Source organism: Pirellulales bacterium (assembly GCA_036490175.1).
GTDB lineage: Bacteria > Planctomycetota > Planctomycetia > Pirellulales > JACPPG01 > JACPPG01.
The window spans coordinates 25,806-48,945 of sequence record DASXEJ010000272.1 but is presented as its reverse complement, the minus strand read 5'-3'; the positions used below and the strand labels follow the sequence as shown (position 1 = coordinate 48,945).

The window sequence follows — 23,140 nt, the reverse complement described above, 5'->3', positions numbered from 1 at the left end:
TGGCAATCGGGCACGCCCGGCCAGGGCTTATTATCCCAAGAAACAAACAGCATTAGTAAATTGACATCACCGATCAACGTGCAAAATGTGGGCGGAGAATGACATGGATCGCGCTGGGTCAGAAGAGCGGCGGACCGCGTCCGATCGACGAGGAGCGCCGACGAGCGTCTGGGATGCGACGTTCTTTCGCGGCGAACGCCGTCACATCCGACGCGCCTGCGACCGATTGCAGCGGCACATCGTCGACCGGTTTTCTCTCGCGACCATATTGCCAATCCTGGTGCTGCTGGCCTGCGCACTGGTCGATGGGTTTCTGACGCTCGAGCTGATCGAAGCTGGCTATCATGAAGCCAATCCTGTAATGCATGCGCTACTCGCCTGGGGGCCCGTGCATTTCTTGATCGGCAAATATGTGCTGGCCGCCGCTGGCCTGCCGCTGTTGGTGCTGTTCGGCACGCATTCGCGGATCCGCCACCTGGTGCCGATATTGGCCGCGCTGTACGCGCTATTGATCGCGTATCAAGTGGTCCTGCTGAGACAGTTGCAGTAGCCGCGGCCTCAGGCCAGCGATTGATACACAGGCGCCACGAATCGGGGAGCCGCCGGGCGCGCGGCGCGCTGCAAGCGCGCCAAGATCAGCCCGCTCGCCAGAACGCTGACGACCAATAGCGGCCAGCGATAGGCGAAGCCTTCGTCGGCTACGTCGCGCAGCGACCATTGGACCCAGTACCAGCGCGAACCCGCCACGGTCGAAGCCTGCTGCAAGCAAATGCCCAGTGCATTGTGTACGGCATGGAACAACATCCCCGGCAGTATGCTGCCGGACTGGATGGCCAGATACCCGAGCACGATCCCCAAGGCGCCGGCGATCAGCGATTGTTGCAAGACCGCGTGCGTGACCGCAAAGAAAATGCTGCTGACGACGATCGCCATTTGCGTGCGGCCGGTGCTATTGAGCCCCGACAGGATGAAGCCACGAAACGCCAGCTCTTCGCACAGCGCCGGAAGTACGCACAAGACCAACAGCAAAATGCCGAGATCGTTTCCGGCCGAAAACATGCGGCTCAGCTCAACAGCCAGGCGGTCGTCCAGCGGATAGATCCGCATGATGACGGCTTGCAGCACATCAATGGCCGGATGGATGACAATGGCCAGCATTACGGCCGCCAACGACATGCGTAGCGGCGGCAGCCGTAACGAGAAGGTTTCCCTAGGGCTGCGTGCCAGCAGCCGGGTCAGCAATAGCGCCGGCAAGGCTATGACGAGTAGCTGCGTGGCGACAGCCAGCCATTCCAAATCGCGCAAGCCCTCCGGCGCAGGGAGGCAGAAGCTGAGCAGGAAACGGAGCGTGACAATTACGAGACCGCAAAACAGCGCGCCGCCGACGCTGGGCCGAGGCCCGCGTTCGCGCACCACGTGTTTGAGCCACAGCCAGAGATTCCACCGTTCGCCGTCGCGAAACAGTACCGATTCGCTGCTGAACTGCCGGATCGCCCAGCGAATGGCCAACCAGCAGCAAGCCAGCGTGACAGAGCCAACAACAGGGCTGTACAGCAAAGCCACGGCATATTCACCCTCGAGCGCGGCGCGCAGCAGCAAGATCATGCCCGTCACGGGGATCAGGCTGGTCCCCAAGGTGAGGCCAATTTGCGGTGCCATCGAAAGGATCGACAGCGGCATCGTTACCAGCAATAGGGGCATCAGGTAGTAATGCCCTTCCTTCGTGCTGCGGGCAAATGCCGCCAGCGCCAGGCACAAGGCGGCAAACAGTATCGAAATAGGCACGAGCGCCACCAGGAGCCAGGCGAACGTGGCCACGGGCGGCGCGCCCAGCTCTGGGAAATGCCGCAAGACGATCGATCCGGTAACCCCCATGCTCGCCAGGTTCACCATCGCGGTCACCATGCTGATCAACGAGACGGTCAGCAGCTTGCCCCACACGATCTCGCAGCGTTCGGCCGGGCTGCAAAGCAAAGTCTCTAGCGTGCCCCGCTCGCGCTCGCCGGCGCACAGGTCGATGGCCGGACAGAACGCACCGGTTAACGCCCATAACACCAGAACCAGCGGCAGAATCTTCGACCACAACACGGCCGCGTGCTGACCGCTGTGGGCCAGATCTTGCGTGGCCAATTCAAACGGCCGCGCGGCGACCGGCGCGATGCGGCTATCGGCAAGATTGCGCGCGCCCAATTGGTCGCACCAGCGATCCAGCACGTTGGACACTAATTGGTAAGCAATCCGCGAAGAGTCCTTGGCGAGGTTCGGAAAGATCTCGATCTTGGGAATCCGTACAGGGCTGCCGGCACTGTCGCCCTCACCGTGGTGCAGAATGCTGGCGCGGAAACCGGCCAGTTGCTCGCCGAACCCTGCCGGGAAGACGACAACGACCTCGTAGTTTCCTGTTTGCAGTTCGCGGCGCGCCGCGGCTACCGGATCGGCCGTGGCAGTGTCGCCTGCCGAAGTATCGCTGGCCGCCTGCGACGGTCGCGACGTCAAGCGCAGCATTCGATGCGGCAGCAGCTTGGCGGCGAACTGGCCCTCTTCAATCAAGGGGGGCAAGTCGGCTAGTTCCGGTGCGCCTATAACCAGCACCGGAACATCCTGCTCGCGCAAGAATTGGCTGGCTTGAAAGAAGCTCATCGCCAGCAAGGGGTAGAGCAGAACTGGCAGCACGGCGATCATGAACAGCGTGCGGCGATCGCGCAACTGATCGCGGATTTCCCGCTGCAATATCAGTCTGACATTCGACCAGTTCATGACATCTCAGACAACGCCGCGATCAAGGCCATGACCCCAGCGTAATCGTCCGGCGCCGGCGGAAAACGGGAAATCTCGCGGAAAACAGGGCGCTGCCTGGCGACCCAGGTGCGACTGTAGGACTTGTTCCACCGGCAGCATCTCGGCGGCTGCCCGTCCGCCTAGCACCGACACCTTGGGGTCATTAGCTGCCGCGACTTGTGGCGGCAAGTGGCGGGCGCGATAATCGCTTGGCGAAGCTCTTGGACACTGCAAACCTTGATGGGCCCACAACGATGGCTGTGAAATACTTTGGCGTTGCGATGTTGTTTGCAATCATGATCTCTGCCGCATCGCGCGCGCAGGCCGACGAGCCCGCCTGGCGCCCGCTCTTCGACGGCAAGACGCTCAACGGTTGGAAGCAGCGCGGCGGCGCGGCGCAATATCGCGTCGAGGACGATCAGATCATCGGTAGCAGCGTCCCCAACACCGGTAATTCATTCCTCTGCACGGATCGCGACTACGGCGACTTCGTGCTCGAGTTGGACTTCAAAGTCGCCCCAGACCTGAACTCGGGCGTGCAGATTCGCAGCCAATGTTTCGACGAGCCTAAGGAACTTCAGCATGACGGCAAGACATTGAAGATTCCGGCCGGTCGCGTGCATGGGTACCAGGTCGAGATCGATCCCTCGGATCGCGCCTGGACTTGCGGCATCTACGACGAAGGGCGGCGCCTCTGGCTGAACGATCTCAAAGACAACGAACCCGCCCGCAAGGCCTTCCGCCAAAACGAGTGGAACGCGGTGCGAGTGGAATGCCGTGGCGATTCTCTCAAGACCTGGCTCAATGGCGTGCCGGCGGCCGATTTGAAAGACTCGCTCACGCCCAGCGGCTTCATCGCGCTACAGGTTCACGGCGTGGGGAATAAAACCGAGCCGAAAGAAGTGCGCTGGCGAAATATTCGCATCCAGGAACTGTAGAACGCACTTGCGCGCCAGATAACGGGCCGGTAAGCTACTACGTGCCAGCAAGATGCAATTCAATGGCGAACCGCCCGATTAACAGCGGGCTTTGTGGCCTCGAGGCGACATGCCTTTGATCGACAATGAGCACGCGGCAGCACTTTGTGGACGGCGCCGCGCCGCGCGGGTACATTCGTTCTGTTCGGGCTGGGTTGGGCCAGTGTCGCCTGACATTGTTTTCTCGACAGCGGCGTTTGCTCGACGTCTGCCAAAGCCATGTTTTAGAGCGGCGGCCGTTAAGCGACGCGAACATTCACGTCCAGGAATCTACACAGCCATTTAGGAGTAATGCCATGTCGACGCGCATCTGCCTGCTGGCCACCGCGTTTTTGGTGACGGCGTTCTTGAGTCCGAGTCATGCCGCGAATCTGACCGTGGGTATGAAGCGCGGCGCGCCCGAGCTGAAATCTGCCGGCCCCGCCACGTTCGCCCCGCAAGGGATTCTGCTCGTCGGCGATACGCAAGGCGCCTCGCTCTTCGCCATCGCCACCGATGACAAGCCGGCGGGCAGCCCTGCTCAGCCCTTGAACGTTGAAAAAATCGATGAGAAGATTGCCGCCTTGTTGGGCACCTCCACGGGCGAGATCTCGATCAACGATCTGGCCGTGAATCCCGAGACGGGCAGCACATTCCTCACCGTGGGGCGCGGTCGCGGGCCTGATGCCAAGCCGGTGATCCTGCGCGTCGACTCGGCCGGTAAGCTCAGCGAGTTCCCGCTCGACGACGTTTTGTATTCGAAGGTTGCGTTGCCGGACGCTCCGGAAGACAAGCAACGCCAGAACGTAACCACGGATATGCAGTTCACCGGCGGCCAGGTGCTGGTGGCCGGCTTGTCCAACGAAGAATTCTCCTCGCAACTGCGCTCTGTTCCGTTCCCCTTCACGACGGTCGACAAGGGAACCAGCGTCGAAATCTATCACGGCTCGCACGGCAAGTATGAGACCAAGGCACCGATCCGCACGTTCGCGGTTTTCGAGGTGGCGGGCGAGCCCACCATCATGGCGGCCTACACCTGCACGCCGCTGGTGAAGTTTCCGCTGGCCGAGCTGAAGCCGGGCGCCAAGATCAAGGGCAAGACCGTCGCCGAACTCGGCAATCACAATCGTCCCCTCGACATGGTCGTGTACAGCAAGGGGGGCAAGGATTGGCTGCTGATGTCCAATAACGCGCGCGGCCTGATGAAAGTCGAACTGGCTACGGTCGCCGAGATCGACGCCATCACCGCCCGCATCGCGGACACGGCCGGCCTGCCGTATCAGACGATCGAGGAATACAAGAAGGTCGAGCAACTCGATCGTCTGGACAAGGATCATGCGATCCTGCTGGTAGGCGCAGATTCCGGCGGCTTCAGCTTGCGGGCTGTAGAACTGCCGTAGGCAGCGACCCACGGAAATCTATCGTCGTCATTCGAGGCTAGCCAAATACGTGCCAGCCCGAGTAGTTGCTGCAATAAAAATTGGCACTGCCATGCATATTTGGCCAACTCGTTGGCAGGCGCTAGCCTTCTACGCGCTGGTTGGTATTGCCGTCGGCTGCGATTCCGCCACTGCGCCGCACAAGGAGCAGCCGGTGGCGGTCGATGCGGCGGCTGCACCGGCTGACGCAGAGACGAATGCCCAAGTTGAAGAGACGGTCGCGGCGCGCGATGCCGGCTTGCGCGATCCGGCGTTTCGTTTGAATTGGACCGGCGACGGTCCCACCACCAGCGTCGATGTCCTGAGACTCGCCGAGACCGAGCTCCGGGCGTTCGAGCAGCAGGCCACCTCGCGCCGGCCCGATGTCTTGCGCATCTATGTCTTCAACGGCGATGATGACGACGATATCCCGCCCGTGGCGGGCGACCTGGCCGTTGTCGGCGACGCGCTGCGATTCACGCCGCGCTATCCGCTCGCCAGGGGCCTGCGCTTTCGCGTCGTTTTAAATCGCGCGCTGATTGCCGATGGGTCGGCTGCGCAACCGGATGCGGAACAGACGTTTTACTTCTCCACTGCGGCGGCACGGCCCCAGCCCCCTACCCAGATCGAACAGATTTATCCCAGCAGCGATCAGTTGCCCGAAAATCAGCTCAAGTTTTATTTACACTTCTCCGGCCCGATGAGCCGTGGGCAGGCGTATCAGCGTATTCATCTGCTCGACGCCGAAGGAAAAGAAATGAAAGGGGTGTTCCTCGAACTGGGCGAGGAATTGTGGGACCCGGCCATGCGCCGCTTCACGTTGCTCTGCGATCCGGCCCGCGTGAAGCGCGGTTTGCTACCGCGCGAACAGTTGGGGCCCGTGCTCGTCGAGGGCCAGGACTATACGCTGGTCATCGATGACGATTGGCTCGACGCCAACGGACAGAAGCTGGCGGCCGCCGCACGCAAGGATTTCCACGTGCTGCCGCCCGACGACACTCCGATCGACTTGGCCACGTGGAAGATCACGTCCCCCAAGGCCAGCACGCGCGATCCGCTGGTGGTGCACTTTCCAGAGTCTCTCGAACATGCGTTGGTGAATCGCATGCTGACGGTGACGAATGCCGGTGGGGATGCCATTCACGGCACGGTCGACGTTAGCGACGGCGAAACCTGCTGGCAGTTCACGCCCGAACAGCCCTGGTCGGCCGGCGATTATAAGTTGGTGACAGACGTGGCGCTCGAAGACCTGGCCGGCAATGCCGTGGGCCGTGCATTCGACGTCGACACTTTCGGTCCGATTCAAAAACGCATCGAGACGGAAACCGCCGCGATACCGTTTACGGTCAAAGCGGGTGATTGAATTCGGACCGTGCAGTTTCTCCGGCGACATTCGTTGCCGGCAGCATAATACCGGCGCTACGGATTCGCGTCCTCGACGGCGCGATTGCTGGTAAAGATGATGCGTGCGCCGTCGGGGGACCAGGTGGCGTCCGAGTTGTAAGAACAGACACGCTGCCCGGGAATCTCTTGCGGACCCTCAGTGCCGGCTACGTCGATGAGATTCAGGCGCGAGGCGCCAGTTTCGTCTTTGACCCACAGCAGAATCTGCTTGCCGTCGGGAGACCAGCTGGGATGCCAGCCGATTCTTCCCTCCCAACGTTTGGCGTACGAGCCCTCTTCTCCCTTGGCGCTGATCGTGGCCAGCACACCCTGGTCATCGCGCTGTCCGATAAATACCAGTTGGTTGCCATCGGGAGACCAGGTGGCGCCGATGATGTGGTCGAACTCTTCAGACAAGATGCGCTTGCGAAACCTGGGCGTGACGATGTACAGGCTTGGACCGTCGTCGCGCGCGCTGATGGCCACTCGCGTTCCGTCGGGCGACCAGCGGCCGCGTTCGCCGGCGCAGAACCAGCGGCGGTCGGTGCCATCGGCGTTCATGATCCAGATGCCTACCTTGGCATTGGCGGGATTTCCCCGTTGCACGTCGAAGAGCAGCTTCGTGCCATCGGGAGACCAGGTCGGACAATTGCCCAGCCCCAGATCGTCTGCCATTTCCAACGGACTGTCGACGCGGGTCACGAAGACATGGCTCGCCGAACCCCCTTTGACCTGCATCGAGGCGTCGAAGGCCACGCGCTTGCCGTTAGGAGAATAGCTGGGCGAACCGTTCCAGATTTTGCCCGGCAGGGCCACGAATAACCGCACATCGGAACCGTCGGGCTTCATCGTAAAGATGGCGGCATTATTCGGCTCAACGGCCCACGTGTGCGCACAAAGCAGCGTCATCAACAGAGACAGACACGTAATAGCTGCCGCGCGTGATCTTGCTGTCGTCCTCATAGTGTCTCGCTCTGCTCCGTTACCGAGAAATATCGACCGACAAGGGACCGTCCGGCGACGGCTTGCCGAAACATGGCGGCGCACAGCAATGCATAAAGCGTGGTGAGAAGGACGAATCCGGCCATGACGCCGCGCGGCGTGGCGGGCTTGCGCGCACGACTGAGGGCAAAACCCGCCAGCGGAAGAATCTGCAAAGCGTGCAACAACAAGGCATGGGCCACGCGCAAGTCGCCCGACTGGGTACTCCAGTTTACGATCGGCAGCCCCGGCCCGCCATCTTGGCCAGCGACCGAATGCGCGCCGTTGCCGGCCATCATCACACCGACGCCGGCGGCCAGTATGGCACCGAAGATTCCGCAGCGAATGCCCCACAAATACGTGGTGGCCAGCGGTACGTTCCGGACGAAGAACAGGATTAACAGCAGCACGTCCAGCAGCGTGCTGAACGCGATCGCCAGCCCCATCATGCCGAAGACGTTTCCATCGAACTCCGAGTCATGGTTGAAATGCGATGTTTTACCCCGCGCCGCCTGGCCCGCTATGCACACGATCTCGGTCACCATCGCCACGACCGTGCCCCAGCGAATCAGCGCTTTGGCCCAACGTACGCCGGTCAGGTAGGGCATGAACCAGGCCAGCGTCCAAACATAGATCGCGATCGATACGGCAAACTTGCTGGGCTTGATCCAGACGTTCAGACCCAGCAGTGTGCGATGATCGAACACCATCGCCACGAGCATCAGCGCCAAGAGCGCGATCTGAAACCAACCCATGCGCGCCAACACGCGATCGCGCCGGTCGAGTTCTTGGCAGAACCACAGCATCTTGGTCTTCCGCCGCCCAAGGGATCGACAATTAAGAGGTCGACGCATTGTCCCCCACCGGTCGTGGCACGGCAACCAAATGCTCGCGGAGCACGGCGCCCTCGCTAGGGCAAGGCGACCGTCACCACCACGCCGCGATGATCCGACGGATAGGGTGCCACCACGATATCGGCGCGATCAGACTTTTCGCCAACAATCTGCGCCGCTTTGAGGTGGGTTTTGCGACCCCCCACGAACACGAAGTCGATGCGGTCGTGATGATCTTTGGGGTCATCCTCGGCCGTGGTGGTTGTCCAGGTGTAGCCTGGCGCGGCCAGCGGATCCGCGTGCAGTTGGCGATACGCGTCGACAAAGCCGGCCGCCATTACGCTGCGGGTCGACGGCCATTCCACCGCCACAGGACAGCGGCCGGCGCGCGCCACGGCAGGCGTCCAATCCAGCACCGAGGGCTCGTTGAAGTCGCCGGTGATGAACAGTGGAACATCCTGTGCGGCAACGGCGCGCACTTCGGCCAGCAGTCGTTCGACCTGGCCGCCGCGGGCTTTTTCGGCCGCCGCTACTGCGCCGGCCGCGTCATCGACAAACGGCGCGTTCTCGTACGGAATCTTCAACAGCTGATACGGCTGATAGGGAGTGTAGGCAAGATGCGCGTTGAAGAGCCACACGCGTCGCCCGTCGGGCAATTCGATTTGCACGCCCCACTCGCGTGGTGTGGCGCCGGCGATTGGATAGCGGCTGATAACCCCCGTGCGATCTCCCTGGTCGTGATAGTGCCAGCCGAGCATGGCGGCGACGCGCTGCGCGTTATCGGGGCGCTGGCCGTCGCGCTCGAGGCCGGCGGTTTCTTGCAGGCCCACAACGTCAGCCTGGGCCGCGCGAATGACCGCCAACGTTTGTGCCAGCGGCTGCCGGCCGGCATCACCACCATGCCACAAGTTGAACGACATGACGCGCAGCGATATCCCTTCGGCGGCGTGCAGCGGAATGCCGCCGGTCGCCAAGGCTAACGCGGCGAGGCAGATTGCAACAAAGACGCGTCGAGAAACCAATCGCGTCGCACGCGCGGCAGGACAAGTTGAGGCGCGGTTTTCGGGCATGCTGATCTTGACGTAGCGGCTTCAATCGGCGATCTTCGTACGAACGAAAGCACGGATGAGCATAGCGGATCGTTAGACTCGAAAACAATCTTGCCGCATCGAAGCAATCGACCGAGCCGCGGCACTCCCAGCGAGTATTAGGATGCCGGGAAGTGACGACTCGCAGAACGCCCTGCAGGCCGTTGCAGCCGTCTCGCCTGCGGCGAGAGGTGTAAGCAGAGAATCCCTTAGCGCATAAAGAAAGCCGCCAAGGGAGTTCGGGTGCCCCGGCGGCTTTCAGCCGCGGTCTCAGAGCGGATCCCGCAGCTACAGATTACTTTAGCCGCCCCGGCCGCGAGGCAACAATATGCCAACCGGCAGTCGACACCCATACAGCCAAATCAAAAAACCAGGCACTCGGCCCGGCGTTAACTTATAAAAGTGCGGCATTTAAGCCCGGCGACGCATAAGCCCGTCGAGAACGCCACGCGAATGCGCATCCTGCAAAAAAGAAACTTGCCGCATCATGCCAGCAGGTTCGTGACGACATTGCCGTGGACGTCGGTCAGGCGGAAATCGCGCCCTTGAAAGCGATAGGTCAGGCGCGTGTGGTCGATGCCCAGCGTGTGCAGAATCGTGGCATTGAAATCGTGAATGTGCACCGGGTCGCGCGTGATGTTGTAGCAGTGATCGTCGGTCTCACCGTGCGTGACACCACCTTTGATCCCGCCACCGGCCATCCACACGCTGAAGCAGCGGCCATGATGATCGCGGCCGTAATTGTCGGCGGTCAATGCGCCTTGGCTGTAGACGGTGCGGCCGAACTCTCCGCCCCACACGACCAGGGTCTCGTCCAGCAGGCCGCGCGCCTTCAGATCCTTGACGAGCGCCGCGCTCGGCTGATCGACATCTTTCGCCTGACCGCGAATCTGCTTGGGCAGATTGCTGTGCTGGTCCCAGCCGCGGTGCATGAGTTGCACGAACCGCACACCCCGTTCGACCATCCGCCGCGCCAGCAAGCAGTTGCGCGCGAAGCCACCATCGATGCCCGAGTCGTCGATTCCGTACATGTCGACAATGCTCTTGGGCTCGTCCGAAAAATCGGTCAGCTCCGGCACGCTCGACTGCATGCGGAACGCCATCTCGTATTGCGCGATGCGGGTGTTGATTTCGGGATCGCCGAAGGATTGCGCCGCCAGACGATTCAAATCGCCCACGCCGTCCAGCATGCGCCGGCGCGTGGCCGCATCGATGCCGGGCGGATTCGATATATACAGCACCGGATCGTCGCCCGATCGAAAGCGCACGCCCTGATGCTGCGTGGGAATAAAACCGCTTCCCCACAACCGCGAGAACAAGGGCTGATCCGTCTTGTTGCCGCTTCCCTGCGAGATCATCACCACGAACGAGGGCAGGTTCTGGTTCTCGCTGCCCAGGCCATAGCTCAGCCACGAGCCCAGGCTGGGGCGACCCGGCTGTTGCGCACCGGTCTGGATATAGGTCGTGGCCGGATCATGATTGATCGCCTCGGTATTGAGCGAATTGATCACGGCAATTTGATCGACGATCGTGGCCGTGTGCGGCAGCGCTTCGCTAACCCACGTGCCTGACTGGCCATGTTGCGCGAACTTGAACATCGGCGCGACGCAGGGAAACGACTTCTGCCCCGAGGTCATACCTGTGATCCGCTGCCCCTGGCGCACGCTGTCGGGCAGTTCCTGGCCGTGGAACTCGGCCAGCTTCGGCTTGTAGTTGAACAGGTCGATCGCCGACGGGCCGCCCGACATGAACAGAAAAATGACCTGCTTGGCGCGCGGCGCAAAGTGTAATAGCGGCAGCAGGCCATGTGTGGCGAGACTCGGCTGCGCCGGCGCGGCGGCGAACAACTCGGGATTCAATAGCGATGCCAAGGCGGCGGTGCCAATGCCCGTGGCCGTGCGACCGAAAAAGTGGCGTCGGGTGAGGAGCAATTCGTGTTCGCGATGTTGATTCATTTTTCTTGCTCTACTTTCTCGCTCTAACCCTTGGTCACGGTCTCGTCGAGATTCAAGATCATGCTGGCCACCGTGGTCCAGGCGGCCAGCTCGGCGACGTCCAGATTCTGGTTGCGCGGGCTTTCTCCCACGGTCAGCAATTTTTCGGCCGTGGCTGGGTTCGCGCGGTAGGCGGCCCACTCTTGCTCGAACGCGCGACGCAATATGGCCGTTTCCGCAGAGGATGGCGGCCGGGCCGTGGCCAGCTGAAAGGCGAAGGCAATTCGCTCTTCGGTCGTGGCGGGCGCCTCGACAAGAATCCGTTCGGCCAACTTGCGCGAAGCTTCGACATAGGTCGGGTCGTTCAACAAGATCAACGCTTGCAGCGGCGTGTTCGTGGTCGAGCGGCGGACCAGGCACGTCTCGCGATCCGGCGCGTCGAACGTCACCAAAGTCGGCGGCGGCGAGGTGCGCTTCCAGAAGGTGTACATCGTGCGACGGTACAAATCCGCGCCGTGGCTCTGCGTGTATGTCTGGGCCGTCCAATTCGAACCGTCGGCACGGAAGGCCAGTTCCTCCCACAAGCCGGCCGGCTGATACGGCGAGACGCTGGCGCCGCCGATCTTCTCATTCAACAATCCGCTAACGGCCAGCGCCTGATCGCGAATGAACTCCGCGTGCAGCCGCGTGCGCGGGGCGCGGGCCAACAGCCGGTTCTCTGGATCGCGAACCAAGAACTCCGACCGCACGGTCGATTGCTGGCGATAGGTGGCCGAGGTGACGATCAGCCGCACGAGGGCTTTGACATCCCAGGCCGAGGCATTGCCGGCTGTGGACGGTGTGCGAAATTCCACGGCCAACCAATCGAGCAACTCGGGGTGGCTGGGGAGCTCGCCTTGCAGGCCAAAATCTTCGGCCGTCTTCACCAGCCCCGTGCCGAAAAACATCTGCCAAAGCCGGTTGGCCGCCACCCGCGAGACCAACGGATGCGCCGGATCGACCAGCCAGCGTGCCAGCCCTAGCCGGTTGGCGGGCGCGCCGGCCGGCAGCGGCGGCAGAAACGCGGGCACGCCCGGTACGACCTGGTCGCCCCGTTTGTCGTATTGGCCGCGGACGAGCATGAACGTATCGCGCGGCTTTTCCATCTCTTGCATCACCATCGAAGTGGGAATCGCCTTGTCTAGCGCGTCGCGGCTTTTCCGCTGCTCGGCCAGCTGTGATTTGAGTTCCTTGATGCGCGGCGAGACGTTATCCCGATAATACGTCCGCAGCTCCGATTTCTGCGCGTCGCTGCGATCCGCAGCCGCGATGGCCAGCACGCCGCGCACCGCATCGGGCAGCGTAGCTGGTTCGAACGGATCCACGGCATCCGTCACCAACACACGCAGACGTCCGATTTGATGCTGGGCGAATTGTGATTGAAACTCCAGCGTGACCGACAGCCGCGTTTCTGGCGTTAGTGCTAGGGGCTGCTCGAGCGCGAACGTGGCCGTGTGCGGCTTACTGATTTCGGGATGGATGGCCCAGCCGGTTTCCGGTTTGTCATCAATAGCCAATTCAACGCCATATTCCTTCTGGCTGAAGTCGGCCTGTGCGGCTTTGAACTTCACGGCTTGCATCGCGTTCGAGCCCTGGTCGAGCGCCAATCCAAATCGGCTCAGGACGAAGTTGCCATTGTTCGAGCGGCCAGGGCCACGCGCGGTGAGGCTGTCGTCAGCGAGCACTTCCAGGCGCACGCCCGTAATTGGTTTTTCGCTTGCCGGCGGCGCGCCCACGGCCGCTGCGCCGCCGAGCATAATCGTATACACGTCGGCCGCCGGATTCGGTCCGGTCGCCAGGTACGATCCGTCGTCGAGTCGTGTAAATGTCGCGCCGCCTTGCGCGGCCACGCTTTCCGGTTGCACAGCGCGCCACACAACGGGGCCGCGCGCACTGTTTTCCGTTTCCCATGCCAGCTGGGCCGCGTCGACATCGGTCAATGGGCCGGCCAGGTCTGCTTCGGTTTTGCTGATCCCGGCCACCAGGTCATCGAGCTTTTGCCGCTGCTCGTCGTTGGGCAGCTTGATGAAGGGGGGCGAATTGCCGGTCCGGCCATCGAGGCCGTTTTCCGGCAGGTTGTTGAAAAACGCGTACAGCCGGTAATAGTCGCGCTGCGTGACCGGGTCGTACTTGTGGTCGTGGCACTGCGCGCAGGCGACCGACATGCCCAGGAACACGGTGCCGGTGGTGTTAACACGGTCAACGATATACGCGGTGTGATATTCCTCGGGGATCGCGCCCCCTTCGAAGTTGATCATGTGGTTGCGGTTGAAGCCGCTAGCGATTTTCTGCGAGGTGGTCGCCCCTTCCAACAAATCGCCGGCCACTTGCTCGACCGTGAAGCGATCGAAAGGCAGATTGTCGTTGAACGATTGAATGACCCAATCGCGCCAACGCGTCATGTCGCGTCCGTTGTCGATGTGATAGCCGTTGGTGTCGGCGAACCGCGCCGCGTCCAGCCAATCAAGCGCCAGCCGCTCGCCAAAGTGGGGCGAAGCCAGCAGCCGGTCGACGGCCTGCTCATAAGCGTCCGGCCGATTATCAAGCACGAACGCCTGCACATCGGCCGGCGTCGGCGGCAGACCGGTCAAATCGAACGACAGCCGGCGCAACAATGTCGCGCGATCGGCTTCGGGCGAAGGCTGCAGCCCTTCCTTTTCCAGCCGTGCCAGGATGAACCGATCGATGGGGTTGCGCGGCCAGGTCGTGTGCGCGACCGTCGGTACCGCGGCGCGGGCAGGTGCGATGAACGACCAATGCGCCTGATACTCGGCCCCTTCGGCCACCCAGCGGCGCAGCAAATCGCGCTCGTGGGGACTGAGTTGCTTGTGGCTATCCGGCGGAGGCATGAGGGCCGCTTTGTCGGTGGCAAAAACCCGCGCCACCAGTTCGCTCTCGTCCGGCTTGCCGGGAACAATGGCGATGGCTCCCGAAGCGGTCGGCTTGCGCGCCTCGGCGGCAATGTCGAGCCGCAATTCGGCTTTGCGCTCGCGAGCATCCGGGCCATGACATTTGAAGCAATTGTTCGACAGGATCGGCCGGATATCGCTGTTGTAAGCCAAAGGCTTGGCGGCGGTGTTCTCCGCGGGTTGGCTGGGGGCCGGGGCCTCGTCGGCGCTGGCCTCTTGCCACGAACATGCCCATGGCATCGTGGCCAGAATCGTGATCCAGAAAAAGCGAGAGCGCATAGCGCGTGATCCTCGACTATGGGCAGGAAGGCATTCGCGGTGGGGGAGGCCCTCGGCGGACAAACAACCCCCGAAGAGCCTCTACCAGCAGTTTACTCGGGCAGCAGTCCCCAACTCAACCGTACGGTTGCCAGCATTTGGCTCTTTTATTCAGTCAACTTGGGTGCCCCGGGCGAGCGTACCCGACGATGCTGTGAAAGTTTGGGTCTATCGACAATTCACAGAGTCGTCGACAGCTAAACGGCATGGTTGGAAAAGCCAATCATGGCACCCAAACAAGGGTCCGTCGCAAAACGCTGCTGGCCAGCGTCTAGGACGCACTTTCTGCTACCCGTCGGGCCAGCTTGCGGGCCGAGGTGCTGAGCGGGAAATCGGCCAACGCGCGCGGCGCCACCCAGCGCGTCTCGGCATGCGTGGGGTGCTCTTTCACGGCGCCCAGGCAGTCCGCTTCGTAGCAATCGAGCGTGATCCGGAACCTGGTCACACTGTGGCGAATCGTCATCAACAGGCGTCCCGGCGCGACGCGCCAGCCTGCCGAGCGGGCTACGCCGTCGATCAGCGCCTGCGATATGTTCGCGCTGCCGGCCGGAAGCGCGAATCGCGGAAAATCCCACAGGCCAGCCCAACGCTCGCCCGCCTGGCGACGCACGAGCAGGACGTTCTTTTGGCGCCGCACGACGACGGCGGCCTCGCGCACTTCTTCGATCGTGGGGCGCGGACGCACCGCGGGAATTTGTTCGGTCAGTCCCTCGCGATGCGTCGGGCAGAGCTCGGCAAGTGGGCACTCGTCGCAGCGGGGGTTGCGCGGTGTGCAAACCTGGCTCCCTAACTCCATCAACGCCTGGTTGAAGCGTCCCGTATCGCGCCGCGGCAGCAGTGTTTCGGCCGCGCCCCACAGAATCTGTTGTCCGCTGCTGGAAGTGGTCACCCCTTCGTAAGCCAATAGCCGGGCCAGCAGCCGGACCGTGTTGGCTTCCAGAATCGGATGAGGGTCGTCGAACGAGATCGACAGAATCGCGCCGGCCGTGTAGCGCCCGATGCCCGGCAGGCGGCGCACCTCGGCGATGTCGCGCGGGAAGACGCCGGCATGCCGGTTGCGCACCACCTGCGCGGCGCCGTGCAGTTGCCGCGCGCGACGGTAATAGCCCAACCCCTCCCACAGCCGCAAGACTTCCTCTTCCGCGGCGTTGGCCAACGCTTCAACTGTAGGGAACCTGGCGACAAACCGCTGAAAATAGGGGACGACGGCCGCCACCACCGTTTGTTGCAGCATGATTTCGCTGACCCACACCAGGTAGGGATCGCGCGATCGACGCCAGGGGAGATCGCGCGCGCCGCGGTCGTACCAGGCCAGCAATCGGCGCCGTAGCGCCGTGCGCCAACGCGGCGCGGCAAGCTGCGTCAGCGACTCGGCGTGCAGCGACGTGGTATGCAGCATCACGCGCTGTAAACCGGCGCGAGGCCTTCCTGCGCCGCCGGAACCTTTGCCAGCCGGCAGGCGCACAGGTTGTTTTTGCTTGCCGGCAGATCGGGTGGCGCGCTGCTGGGTCCGTGGCGAGGCCGCCTTCCCTGGCGCAGGGGCCGCACGGCGCTTACCCGTCGTATCGCGTCCCGACGGCTTGGCTGCGCGAGGCATCGGAATCCTTTTCCAATGGTTGATTGAATCCGCCCTCCAGGCGGCATGCGCCGCGAGCCCAGGTTAGTATAATCGGGTCGCTCACGATGATGAATGACGGATCAAGCGTGTTGCTCCGCGGCGCGCGGCCCCATGGCGGGAAAAGAGCACGCTTTGTAATCTGTTGTCGATTCGCCCTGCCACCAGCCTCAGATCGGAAGTTTGTTTGTCTGCAAAACGGCGTCCGCAACATAATTCCAAAACGGGCCGCGCGCATGGCCCTGCGCCGGCACCCTCGCGCAGCGCGCGGCCGACGCTCTCGGTACGTCGCACGGGCAATCCAGGCGAGTACGAGCTGATTCATCCGCATTGTGCCGAACAGCGTGCGGAGGACCTGGAAGAAGTCCACCAGATGATCGACGGCGGCGAACTGGACATCGCCGTCGACGAGCTGCGCTGGCTTTTGAACGGTTGCCCCGAATGCCTGGAAGCACACAAGCTGCTGGGGGAGTTGGCGCTGAGCGAAGGAGACACCCGCCTGGCGCGGGCCCATTTCGGCTATGCGTTTGATCTGGGTATGCAGGCCGTGCCCGTCGAAGGTTTGAGGGGGACGTTGCCGTTCAGTTTGCCGGCCAATCGAGGATTCCTCACGGCCGCCAAGGGGCTCGCGCTCTGTCTCTACGAGTTGCACGAACGAGACCGCGCCCGCGAGGTCGCTGAGCGATTGATCGCCGCGGACCCCACCGATCCGCTCCGCGCCCGCGACTGGCTGTCGCAGTGGCCCAGCGAAGATGGCGAACGACCCGCCCAAGACGGCGCGGCGTCTTAGCGGGCCGTACGCGCACCCGATCATCGGGTGCGCGTGTCATGCCCCAGCGTGGGCATGCACAGCAATGTCGACCCAGCCGACAAGTTCACGCACGCAGATATCCCACCCGCCGCTACTTGCCTTCGGCAGAGCTGTCCTTATCGGCGGCGTCTTTATCGGCCGCTGCGTCCGTCGCCTCGACCAGGTTACCCGTCTCGGGATCAATGTGGGCCATGGCGCCGGTGTAGTCGATTTCGGCCTTTTCGCGCATGCCGGCGGCCAGTTGCGCGAAGACGCTATTCGTGGCGGCGGGCACCAGCTCCTTGCGCACGTCGCGCCAGGTATTCTTGCCCGGGCGCAGCTCTGTGCATTTAATCAAGTGTACGCCTAGGTGGGTTGTCACCGGGGGGCTGATCTCGTCTTTGTCCAGGGCGAAGGCCTCCTTGGCGAACTCTTCGGGCATCACGCCATGCCGTGTAATGAAGCCAAGGTCCCCGCCCTTCTCGCGGCTGGGACCGCTCGAGTATTTCTTCGCGGCATCCTCGAAGGTCGTGATATCGCCAATGATTTCATCGCGGATCGAATCGGCGCGAGCCGATAGCGAATCGACCTCATCGGGCGTTAGCGCCCCGTCGGGGCGCAGCAAGATGTGCGACACACGCAGCTCGGTGCCATCGAATTGCTGGCGGTGTGCGTCGAAGTACTTTTCCAGCTGTTCATCGGTGAGTACGCCGCGCAGGAATTTATTACGGCGCAGCTCCCATTTGACTTCGTCACGGTAGGCGGCCGCCGTGAACCCGGATTCGGCGCGAATGACGGCCAGATCGGTCCCTTGCTTTTGCATCTCTTTTTCTCGTTCCGCGATCGCCTTGTCGATCTCGGCGTCGGTGACCGAAACCTTCTGGCTGTCGAGATACAGCTCGACGAGCCGGCGGTTGATGACCTGAGACAATGCCTGGGCTTCCAGCCCCGGCAGCGCCGCCTTGCTGACCGGTCGGCCGTGCAGGGCGACCTTGACCAGCCGGTTGACAGCCGCCACGTCGACGGGCTTGCCAGCCACCTTGGCGACAATGGTGCCCGGCGGTTTCAGGGCACTGACGGCGATCATTTCGGCCCGGGCCACATCAGCTTGCCCGTGCGCGACCGCCGGCAGGACGATCGTCGGAATCAATAGCGATAAGCACCAGCGAGACATCATCATTCTCTTCTCTCTTCGCCCGATAGAAACTCAACTTCGCGCGACACGCGGCAGGTATCGCTGCCGTGGCGCGAGGCCCTCGCGCCGTGTGATGCATACCACCCTGCCTGCCGGCAATCGCTACGGCAGCGCGATATCGTGCAGCTCGTACGGCACGGCCACGTCCAGCAGCACCGCGGGAGTCTTGTAGACAAACGTGTGATCCGTAATCTCTTCGACGTCAAACAAATAGGCCACGCCGACTTCGTTTTCGCTTTGACGCGTGGTTTCCAATCCGGCGGAATTGATTTTGTCCTTGGCGGCTGTCTCTAAGTAAGCCTCGTTGTGCAGCACCCAGGTGCGGTGCGATTCGAGGGCCTTGCCCGGGTTATCAAAAGCCACGCGCACGCGCACTTCCCACACCAGGTTGTTCTGCCGCACCTGGTCCAGAATCACCTTGACGCCTGCCCGCCGCTCTTCGGCTTTCGCCCCGGCTTTCAACTTTTCGAACCGAAATGTTTCGATCGGTCCGGGCAAGATCACGTCCAGGTTTCCTTTAAGGCTGGCGATCTTGGTCATCGCACGCGGCGGCAACGAGAATGTCAGGGGCACCTGCACCGATGCTTCGCCCGGATTCACGGTCGATTCCAATTCGGTGTTGGGCGCGGCGGCTAGCGTGCCGCCGGTATCACCAATGGCCGTGATGGCGTCGCCGGCCTGGGTGATGGCAATCGGCACTAGCCGCGGTTCCCAAGCAACGTCTAATTGCAACTTCAGTGCTTGGCCGTTGGCGTCGCGCAGGTCGCGGCGGGCCGTGATGTCGGTCGCTTCGATGCGAAAGGCGCCGGCATATACGCCGCGATTATAACGCGGCACTTCTCCGCCCGAGCGATTCACCAGCGACAGCCCCGGTTCGCCCGAGTACTGATAGATGGTCATGCCGGCCTGGTCGAGTATCTGATCGAGCGCCGACCAAAACGGCGTCTTCTCCAATTCCAAATCCAAAGTTTTTGCCGCGGCCTGCTGGCCAAACTGCCCGCGATAATCCAGCAGCTTGTTGCCGGTCTGCTTATCGATCGCGGCAATCACCTCGGGCAGCGGCAGCGCCTTGCCCGCGATCGTGACCTCGCGCGAACGGACCTCTTCCTCGCCGCGCAACGTTTCGAGGCGCACGCGCACGCGCCCCAAGCGAAGTTGCACTTCGGCGCTGGCGTCTGTCGGGGCGGGCAGCGCATCAAGGGCCGCTGATCCCACTTCGAGTAGCTTTTGCTCAGCCTCGTCACGCCGCGCCTTCTCGGGCGCATCGAGCTGCCGCACGAGTTTGCGAACCGTGGCCGGCACGTCGCTGGCCGGCGCATCGGCCTGGGCGGCCAATAAACAAGTAGCCAAGAAGCAGACGACGGGATTGACCATGGATCGTCCTTGAACTGCCAGAAGAAAAGGTGGCCGACGGCAATCGCCACGCCCCGGGGCCGAACGGCCACGAGGGGATCACCGCGGCAGACACCTTTTGATTCTACGCCCGGACCCCAGCGGTCGCTATAAGCGGTCCGCCGTGCTAGAGAGCCACGACCGCGGGTGGCGTTCCTGTTGGTCACGCTGTGAGGATTGTAGGCCCCCCGCGTGGATACGCGCCTGCCCGGCTGCAGGAGCGAAAAGCGGTGCGTCTCTGGGCGATTGCCCTGCCCACTTTCGCGAGCGCCGGCATGTTGTGGCGCGTGCGCGCCGGCGACTACAATGGCGGCCGGGGATCGGCCGGTTGCGCGGCCGAATCCGTATCACGAGGTTTGCCTAGCGCTGGTGAATCCCTGCGCGCGGTCGCGACATCTTCATCATCGCGCGAGGCAGACATCGCGATGCGCTCCTACTATCAATGCCGCCGGCCGTGCCATGCGCCGGGGTACGTTGCCTGCCGTGGCAGGAGAACTTCGCGCTATGAGGGGAATTGCATGTTGAACGGCTTGATCATGGACTATCAACTCACGATTCCCACCATGCTGCGCCGCGCCGAGCAGTTGCACTTCGATCGCGAGATCGTCACCCGCCTGCCGTGCAAAACCCGGCACTGCTACACCTACGCCGACATGGTCGAGCGGACCAAACGCCTGTCGTTGGCATTAAAACGGTTGGGCGTGCAAAGCGGCGACCGCGTGGGCACATTCTGCTGGAACCACTATCAGCACCTGGAAGCTTATTTTGCCATTCCCTCCGCCGGCGGCGTGTTGCACACGTTGAACCTGCGACTGCACCCCAACGATCTGACCTACATTGCCGGGCACGCCGGCGACAAGATTGTTTTGGTCGATGACGTGCTGTGGCCGCTCTTCGAAAAGTTCAAGGACAACGTTCCCTTCGAACACATCGTCGTCGTGCCGACGACCGGCAAGCCGACGCCGCCCGGCACGCTCAATTACGAAGACCTGCTGGCCGCTGAAGATCCGGCCCGCTTCGAATACCCCGATCTCGACGAGCGGCAGGCGGCCGCCATGTGCTACACCTCGGGCACAACGGGCAAGCCCAAGGGCGTGTTGGCCTCGCACCGCGCTCTCGTGTTGCATTCGATCGTCAATGGCCTGGCCGACACGCAAGGCATTTGCGAGAGCGATGTCACGCAGGCCGTGGTGCCGATGTTCCATGCCAATGCCTGGGGGTTGCCATTCTGCTGCTTGCTGGTTGGCGCCAAACAGGTTTTTCCGGGGCCGCATCTTGATCCGCAAAGCTTGCTTGAGCAGATGGTGGCCGAACGCGTCACGGTCACGGCCGGCGTGCCGACGATCTGGCTCGGCATCCTGCAGATTCTCGACAACAACCCCCAGGCCTACGACTTGTCGAGCGTGCGCGCCATGGTCGTGGGGGGCTCGGCCGCGCCCCCCAGCATGATTCGCGGCTTCCAAGAGCGGCACAATCTGAACATAGTCCACGCCTGGGGCATGACCGAGTTGTGTCCGATGGGGACGATTGCCAATCTGCCGCAGCGACTGACCGGTGCCTCGGAAGAAGAGAAGTACAGCTTCCGCGCGAAGCAAGGCCGGCCGGTCCCCTTGGTCGAAGTGCGCGGCCGCAACGAAAACGGCATCATTCCCAGCGACGGCCAGACCATGGGCGAGCTCGAAGTGCGCGGACCGTGGATCGCTAGCAGCTACTACGAATGCCCGGAAGGAAGTGTCTCGTTCACCGAAGATGGCTGGTTTCGCACCGGCGACATCGTGGCCATCCACGCCGACGGTTGCATTCAATTGCAAGATCGGGCCAAAGACGTGATCAAATCGGGGGGCGAATGGATCAGCTCCGTAGCGCTGGAGAATGCCCTGATGGGGCATCCGGCCGTCGCCGAGGCGGCCGTGGTGCCGGTCGAGCATCCCAAGTGGGCCGAGCGTCCACTGGCCGTGGTGGTGCTCAAACCCAATCAGCAGGCCAGCCCGCAGGAACTGATCGGTTTTCTGGCGCCGCAATTCGCCAAATGGTGGTTGCCAGAAGATGTCGAGTTCGTCGACGAGATCCCCCGCACTTCGGCCGGCAAGTTTCTGAAGTCTGCTCTGCGCGAGCGTTTTTGGAATTACTACTCGAACAAGGGGGCCTGCGGCGTCGTGGCGCCCCACGCGGCCAAGCCGGTTTCGGCCTGAGTCACGACCACTGTCGTGGTGCTGCATAGAATTCAGAAGAGTTTAGCGGTGGCGTTGGCGGGTGGAATGCTCGTCGGGCGGCGATGGGTGCAAAAGGTGCGAATCCCAGCCGAACAATTTTGCCAAGGAGTATCGTCATGCCTCAACCCGTGATCGTCGACGCCGTACGGACCCCGTTTGGCCGCAAGGGGGGCGCGTATCGAGACATACGCCCCGACGCCCTGTTGGCCTTGGCCCTGAAGGGGCTCACCGAGCGCGTCGGTTTGCCGCCGGCCAAGATCGAAGACGTGGTCACGGGTTGCGTCACCCAGGCCGGCGAGCAGGGCGCCAACATCGGTCGATTGGCCGTGCTGTTGGCGGGCTTTCCCGTCGAGGTGCCAGCCGTGACCCTCAACCGCATGTGCGGATCGAGTCAGCAGGCGATTCATTTTGCCGCCCAACAGATCGGCGCCGGCGACGCGGCCTATTCCATTGGCGCGGGCATCGAGCACATGACGCGCGCGCCGATGTTCAGCGATATCGGCACGCTCGACAAGATGAACCCCGAGCTGTTCCAGCGCTTCGACCTGATCCACCAGGGAGAAAGTGCCGAGCGCATGGCCGACAAGTACAAGATCACACGCGCCGACGTCGATCGCTATTCGATGGAGAGTCATCGCCGCGCGTCGCAGGCCGCGCACGACAAGCGCAACAAAGAGATCCTGCCGACCGACGGGATCGACGGCGCCGGGGCCAAGGTGACTCTCACGCGCGACGAGGGCATCCGCGACGTACTAGATCCAGCCAAGATCGCTTCGCTGCCGACGGTGTTTCGGCCCGACGGCGGCGGCGTGGTGACGGCCGCCAACAGCAGCCAGGTGTCCGACGGTGCCGCCGCGGTGCTGGTGGCCGATCGCGAAGTCGCCCTCAGCGATGGCTTCAAGCCGAGGGCCCGATTCCTGGCACGCGTGGCCGTGGGTGACGATCCCACGTTGCAGTTGGCCGGCGTGATTCCGGCCACAGTCAAGGCGCTCAAACGCGCCGGGCTAACCATCAACGACATCGATTGGATCGAGATCAACGAGGCCTTCGCCAGCGTCGTGCTCGGCTGGGCCAAGGAGATCAAGCCGAATATGGAGCGCGTGAATCCCTGGGGCGGAGCCATCGCTCATGGACATCCACTGGGCGCAACGGGCGCCGGCCTGATGGCCAAAATGCTGGTGGGCTTGGAGGCCACCGGCGGCCGGCTAGGCTTACAAACCATGTGCATCGGCCACGGCATGGCCACGGCCACGATCATCGAGCGCATTTAGCCCTCGCTGCGACCATCGCAAGGCGAA

Annotated in this window: 16 protein-coding genes; 7 read left to right on the top strand and 9 right to left on the bottom strand. The window is 62.7% G+C overall.

The annotated features are described in order from the left end of the window. The first annotated feature begins 103 nt into the window (after positions 1-103). On the top strand, positions 104-550 hold the full coding sequence (locus tag VGG64_20525) for a DUF5658 family protein (GenBank protein ID HEY1602000.1): 447 nt from the start codon (positions 104-106) through the stop codon (positions 548-550). Between the two features lie 8 nt (positions 551-558). Here the strand turns inward: VGG64_20525 and VGG64_20520 are convergent, their stop codons facing one another. After that, positions 559-2,757, bottom strand: coding sequence for an ABC transporter permease subunit/CPBP intramembrane protease (locus VGG64_20520; protein HEY1601999.1), 2,199 nt, complete (start codon positions 2,755-2,757; stop codon positions 559-561). Positions 2,758-3,059: 302 nt separating this feature from the next. Here VGG64_20520 and VGG64_20515 point away from each other — a divergent pair, with 302 nt between their 5' ends. The 3 genes from VGG64_20515 to VGG64_20505 all read left to right on the top strand — a co-directional run bounded on the left by VGG64_20515 (position 3,060) and on the right by VGG64_20505 (position 6,515). Further along, positions 3,060-3,716 carry a DUF1080 domain-containing protein gene (locus tag VGG64_20515; GenBank protein ID HEY1601998.1) on the top strand — a complete coding sequence of 219 codons (657 nt, stop codon included), beginning with the start codon at positions 3,060-3,062 and terminating at the stop codon, positions 3,714-3,716. A gap of 335 nt (positions 3,717-4,051) precedes the next feature. Beyond that, a complete protein-coding gene (locus VGG64_20510) occupies positions 4,052-5,134 on the top strand; it encodes a hypothetical protein (GenBank protein ID HEY1601997.1) in 1,083 nt (360 codons plus the stop codon). A 91-nt stretch (positions 5,135-5,225) separates the two neighbouring features. Then, positions 5,226-6,515, top strand: coding sequence for a hypothetical protein (locus VGG64_20505; GenBank protein ID HEY1601996.1), 1,290 nt, complete (start codon positions 5,226-5,228; stop codon positions 6,513-6,515). A 56-nt stretch (positions 6,516-6,571) separates the two neighbouring features. On the opposite strand, the gene VGG64_20500 is transcribed toward VGG64_20505, so the two are convergent. The 6 genes from VGG64_20500 to mutY all read right to left on the bottom strand — a co-directional run bounded on the left by VGG64_20500 (position 6,572) and on the right by mutY (position 16,234). Beyond that, positions 6,572-7,498 carry a hypothetical protein gene (locus VGG64_20500; GenBank protein ID HEY1601995.1) on the bottom strand — a complete coding sequence of 309 codons (927 nt, stop codon included), beginning with the start codon at positions 7,496-7,498 and terminating at the stop codon, positions 6,572-6,574. Continuing rightward, on the bottom strand, positions 7,495-8,322 hold the full coding sequence (locus VGG64_20495) for a hypothetical protein (GenBank protein HEY1601994.1): 828 nt from the start codon (positions 8,320-8,322) through the stop codon (positions 7,495-7,497). Before VGG64_20495 ends, VGG64_20500 begins: the two co-directional genes overlap by 4 nt. A 104-nt stretch (positions 8,323-8,426) precedes the next feature. Continuing rightward, positions 8,427-9,419: an endonuclease/exonuclease/phosphatase family protein gene (locus VGG64_20490; protein ID HEY1601993.1), complete on the bottom strand. Its 993-nt coding sequence runs from the start codon at positions 9,417-9,419 to the stop codon at positions 8,427-8,429. Positions 9,420-9,922: 503 nt separating this feature from the next. Beyond that, a complete protein-coding gene (locus VGG64_20485; GenBank protein HEY1601992.1) occupies positions 9,923-11,392 on the bottom strand; it encodes a DUF1501 domain-containing protein in 1,470 nt (489 codons plus the stop codon). Between the two features lie 23 nt (positions 11,393-11,415). Continuing rightward, positions 11,416-14,598, bottom strand: a complete 3,183-nt coding sequence (locus VGG64_20480) for a PSD1 and planctomycete cytochrome C domain-containing protein (GenBank protein ID HEY1601991.1) — start codon at positions 14,596-14,598, stop codon at positions 11,416-11,418. Between the two features lie 310 nt (positions 14,599-14,908). Then, complete coding sequence (gene mutY, locus VGG64_20475) at positions 14,909-16,234, bottom strand: A/G-specific adenine glycosylase (protein HEY1601990.1); 1,326 nt, start codon at positions 16,232-16,234, stop codon at positions 14,909-14,911. Positions 16,235-16,439: 205 nt separating this feature from the next. Between mutY and VGG64_20470 the strand changes: the two genes are divergently transcribed. Continuing rightward, positions 16,440-17,042, top strand: coding sequence for a hypothetical protein (locus tag VGG64_20470; GenBank protein HEY1601989.1), 603 nt, complete (start codon positions 16,440-16,442; stop codon positions 17,040-17,042). Positions 17,043-17,154: 112 nt separating this feature from the next. On the opposite strand, the gene VGG64_20465 is transcribed toward VGG64_20470, so the two are convergent. Together VGG64_20465 and VGG64_20460 are read right to left on the bottom strand one after the other, a co-directional pair. Further along, positions 17,155-18,216 (bottom strand): peptidylprolyl isomerase, encoded by a 1,062-nt coding sequence (locus VGG64_20465; protein HEY1601988.1) that lies wholly within the window; start codon positions 18,214-18,216, stop codon positions 17,155-17,157. 123 nt (positions 18,217-18,339) lie between these two features. After that, complete coding sequence (locus tag VGG64_20460) at positions 18,340-19,611, bottom strand: hypothetical protein (GenBank protein ID HEY1601987.1); 1,272 nt, start codon at positions 19,609-19,611, stop codon at positions 18,340-18,342. Between the two features lie 536 nt (positions 19,612-20,147). Here VGG64_20460 and VGG64_20455 point away from each other — a divergent pair. Together VGG64_20455 and VGG64_20450 are read left to right on the top strand one after the other, a co-directional pair. Further along, positions 20,148-21,821: a long-chain fatty acid--CoA ligase gene (locus tag VGG64_20455; GenBank protein ID HEY1601986.1), complete on the top strand. Its 1,674-nt coding sequence runs from the start codon at positions 20,148-20,150 to the stop codon at positions 21,819-21,821. Between the two features lie 137 nt (positions 21,822-21,958). Next, complete coding sequence (locus tag VGG64_20450) at positions 21,959-23,113, top strand: thiolase family protein (protein ID HEY1601985.1); 1,155 nt, start codon at positions 21,959-21,961, stop codon at positions 23,111-23,113. Positions 23,114-23,140: the final 27 nt, after the last annotated feature.

Bases quoted from the DNA above. Each gene is read 5' to 3' on its own strand.
- VGG64_20525 (HEY1602000.1), top strand. From the start codon at position 104: ATGGATCGCGCTGGGTCAGAAGAGCGGCGGACCGCGTCCGATCGACGA.
- VGG64_20520 (HEY1601999.1), bottom strand. From the start codon at position 2,757: ATGAACTGGTCGAATGTCAGACTGATATTGCAGCGGGAAATCCGCGAT.
- VGG64_20515 (HEY1601998.1), top strand. From the start codon at position 3,060: ATGTTGTTTGCAATCATGATCTCTGCCGCATCGCGCGCGCAGGCCGAC.
- VGG64_20510 (HEY1601997.1), top strand. From the start codon at position 4,052: ATGTCGACGCGCATCTGCCTGCTGGCCACCGCGTTTTTGGTGACGGCG.
- VGG64_20505 (HEY1601996.1), top strand. From the start codon at position 5,226: ATGCATATTTGGCCAACTCGTTGGCAGGCGCTAGCCTTCTACGCGCTG.
- VGG64_20500 (HEY1601995.1), bottom strand. From the start codon at position 7,498: ATGAGGACGACAGCAAGATCACGCGCGGCAGCTATTACGTGTCTGTCT.
- VGG64_20495 (HEY1601994.1), bottom strand. From the start codon at position 8,322: ATGCTGTGGTTCTGCCAAGAACTCGACCGGCGCGATCGCGTGTTGGCG.
- VGG64_20490 (HEY1601993.1), bottom strand. From the start codon at position 9,419: ATGCCCGAAAACCGCGCCTCAACTTGTCCTGCCGCGCGTGCGACGCGA.
- VGG64_20485 (HEY1601992.1), bottom strand. From the start codon at position 11,392: ATGAATCAACATCGCGAACACGAATTGCTCCTCACCCGACGCCACTTT.
- VGG64_20480 (HEY1601991.1), bottom strand. From the start codon at position 14,598: ATGCGCTCTCGCTTTTTCTGGATCACGATTCTGGCCACGATGCCATGG.
- mutY (HEY1601990.1), bottom strand. From the start codon at position 16,234: ATGCCTCGCGCAGCCAAGCCGTCGGGACGCGATACGACGGGTAAGCGC.
- VGG64_20465 (HEY1601988.1), bottom strand. From the start codon at position 18,216: ATGTCTCGCTGGTGCTTATCGCTATTGATTCCGACGATCGTCCTGCCG.
- VGG64_20460 (HEY1601987.1), bottom strand. From the start codon at position 19,611: ATGGTCAATCCCGTCGTCTGCTTCTTGGCTACTTGTTTATTGGCCGCC.
- VGG64_20455 (HEY1601986.1), top strand. From the start codon at position 20,148: ATGTTGAACGGCTTGATCATGGACTATCAACTCACGATTCCCACCATG.
- VGG64_20450 (HEY1601985.1), top strand. From the start codon at position 21,959: ATGCCTCAACCCGTGATCGTCGACGCCGTACGGACCCCGTTTGGCCGC.